The organism is Actinospica durhamensis, assembly GCF_018139695.1.
Taxonomy (GTDB): domain Bacteria; phylum Actinomycetota; class Actinomycetes; order Streptomycetales; family Catenulisporaceae; genus Actinospica; species Actinospica durhamensis.
In genome coordinates this window covers 1-2,854 of sequence record NZ_JAGSOG010000488.1, presented here as the reverse complement: position 1 = coordinate 2,854, position 2,854 = coordinate 1, and the positions used below count along the sequence as shown (strand labels likewise).

The window sequence follows — 2,854 nt, the reverse complement described above, 5'->3', positions numbered from 1 at the left end:
CGACGGCGTCGATCTGGAAGCCGAGGCGGTCCGCGGCCTGGCGTACCCGTGCCCTGGTCTCCTCGCGCATCGAGCCGCGGTCGTTGAGGGCCTTGGAGGCCGTGCCCACCGAGACCCCGGCCATGGCCGCCACCTCGGTGAGAGTGACCCGGGACGGAACTTCGACCATGGTCGTTTCTCCCCTTTCCTTCACAGGCAATCTACCGTACTCGCCTGCTTGACACGCAGCGCGGTCGGTTCTAGCCTGCCGAAGGCAATCGTTTGCGTAATAGTTCCGCTCTGCACGGCCCGGGCTCCGGGGCTTCTTGGCGCCGCACGATTGCCGGGGCTCCGCGGACGTGGCCTACCCACCCTCCTACGGAAGTGACCGATGATGCGCATACCCAAGGCGACGGCGCCTGGTATCGCCCTCCTGCTCGCGGCGGGAACGATCGTCGCCGCCCAGACGCCCCAGGCGTCTGCCGCCGCGGCTTCCAACACCCTAGTTGTTAACGCTAACACTGCTCTCCGGGCGGTTACCCACGTCGCCTCGGGCGCCCTCTACGGGCTGTCCGGGAACGGCACGCCGGCCGAGCGCTACGTCGACCCGCTGCACCCGAGCAGCTTCGTCCAGATGGCCCCGGGCGGCAGCCAGCTGCCCAACGGCGAGTCCGCTCCGGCCGGCGACGCCCTGGTGGTCGCGCCCGAGGCCGCGCAGGCCGGGGCGAAGGTCATCGTGCGGATGCCGGACTGGTATCCGAACTTCCCCTACAAGTGGGTCAGCTGGTCCAACTGGCTCTCCGCGATCGACTCCCAGGTCGCGGCGGTGAAGGCGTCCGGCGACAGCAACATCCAGTCGATGGAGATCTGGAACGAGCCCGACTGGACCTGGGACACCACCGATGCCGGCAGCTTCGACGCGGGCTGGGTCGAGTCCTTCAACGAGATCCGCAAGGACGACTCGACGATCCCGATCGACGGGCCGAGCTACTCGGCTTGGAACGAGAGCTGGATGTCCTCGTTCCTGACCTACGCCAAGGCCAACAACGCGCTCCCGCAGTACCTGAGCTGGCATGAGCTCTCGGGCCAGTCGAACATCGCCGCGGACGTGGCCGCCTGCCAGGCGTTGGAGGCCAGCCTCGGCATCAGCCCGATCCCGATCGTGATCGAGGAGTACGGCGAGACCGGCGAGGTCGGCGTGCCCGGATCGCTGGTGGGCTACATCGCCAAGTTCGAGCGGGCCGGCGTCACCGAGGCCGACCTCGCCTTCTGGAATCAGTACGGCACCATGGGCGACACGCTCGTCTCCACCGGCGGCCTGCCCAATGCCGCCTGGTGGCTCTATAAGTGGTATGGCGACATGAGCGGCGAGATGGTCAACACCGTCCCGCCCGCGCAGACCGGCATCGACGGGGCCGCCTCGGTGAACTCCGCGGGCAACCAGGTCAGCGTCATCTTCGGCGGCGGCAGTGGTTCGTCCGCGGTCACGGTCAACGGTCTGAGTTCGCTCTCCGCGTTCAGTGGCGGCAGCGCACACGTGGTGCTCCAGTACGTGCGCTCGCAAGGCCGAACCACGGCCGTGTCGGTGCCCGAGACCATCTCCGTGGGCGACTACACGATCTCCGGCGGTTCGATCACCGTCCCGGTCAACGGGATGAACGCGGCGAACGGCTACCACCTGGTGATCACGCCGACCGGTAGCACCTCGTCCACACTCGACGGGACCTACCAGCTGGAGAACGTCAACAGCAGCCTGATGCTCGGCGTAAGCGGTGCCAGCACCTCCTCCGGCGCGGCGGCGCTGCAGTGGACGAACAACGGCACCCGCGACCACCTGTGGGACCTGGTCGGCGACGGCAACGGGGCCTACAAGATCGTGAATGAGAACAGCGGTCTGGTACTCGGCGTCGCGGGTGCCTCGACCAGTTCCGGCGCCGCGGTCGAGCAACTCACCGACGACGGCGACACCGGCGAGTTGTGGGACGTGAACTCGGCGGGCAGCGGCGAGTACAAGATCGTGAACGAGAAGAGCGGACTGGTGCTCGGAATCACGAGCTCCTCGACGGCTTCCGGTGCGACCGCGCTGCAGTGGACGGACAACGGCACCGCGGACCACCTGTGGAAGCTCGTGTCCGCCTCCGACGTCACCACTGGCACCGAGTACACGATCACGAACGTCAACAGCGGCCTCAATCTCGACACCCAGAACGCCGGGACCGCCGCGGGCACGCTCGTCGACCAGGCGACCGTCACGGGTGCGAACGACCAGCAGTGGGAGTTCGTCTCGGCCGGCAACGGCGAGTACAAGATCGTCAACGTGGCCAGTGGACTTGACCTCGGTATCAGCAACGCCAGCACCACCGCCGGTGCGGGCGCGCTGATCTGGACCGACAGCGGCACCGCCGACCACCTCTGGCAGATCATGCCGAACGGCAACGGCAGCTACCTGATCGCGAACGCGAACAGTGGCCTGCTGCTCGGCGTGACCAACGCAAGCACTGCCAGCGGGGCGCTCGCCCTGCAGTGGAGCGACAACGGCACCGCAGATCATCTGTGGCGCCTGAACCAGGGCTGACGGCACCGGTAGAGAAGAACTCGCCGGACCGACGTGGCGCGGGATGCGCATCCCGATCTCGCGCCACGTCGGCTGGCGGGGGCCGGAGCCGGAGCCGCCGGTCGGGCGGACGTTGCCTGTCCGTCCGACCAGCATCACCTGTGAGTTCGTCAAATCAGTTCATCAACATCATTTGTTGGGACCGGAAGAAAGTAGAGCAATGAAGCCCTCATCCTCGGTTCGTCGGGTTTTTGGCGTGGGTCTGGTGGCGTTGTCGTTGTCTGTCGCGGCGGGGTGTTCGCATGCGTCGTCGTCGGGGGG

The 2,854-nt window shown here is 67.1% G+C and carries 3 protein-coding genes; 2 read left to right on the top strand and 1 reads right to left on the bottom strand.

Annotated features, from left to right (window positions below):
• Window positions 1–169, bottom strand: a 169-nt coding sequence (locus KDL01_RS40250; protein WP_212533988.1) for a LacI family DNA-binding transcriptional regulator, incomplete at its 3' end; no start/stop codon positions are given.
• 201 nt (window positions 170–370) lie between these two features.
• Here KDL01_RS40250 and KDL01_RS40245 point away from each other — a divergent pair.
• Entirely contained in the window at window positions 371–2,554 is a 2,184-nt protein-coding gene (locus KDL01_RS40245; RefSeq protein ID WP_212533987.1) for an RICIN domain-containing protein, read from the top strand.
• A 43-nt stretch (window positions 2,555–2,597) separates the two neighbouring features.
• A partial coding sequence (locus tag KDL01_RS40240) for a hypothetical protein (RefSeq protein WP_212533986.1) occupies window positions 2,598–2,854 on the top strand: 257 nt, incomplete at its 3' end.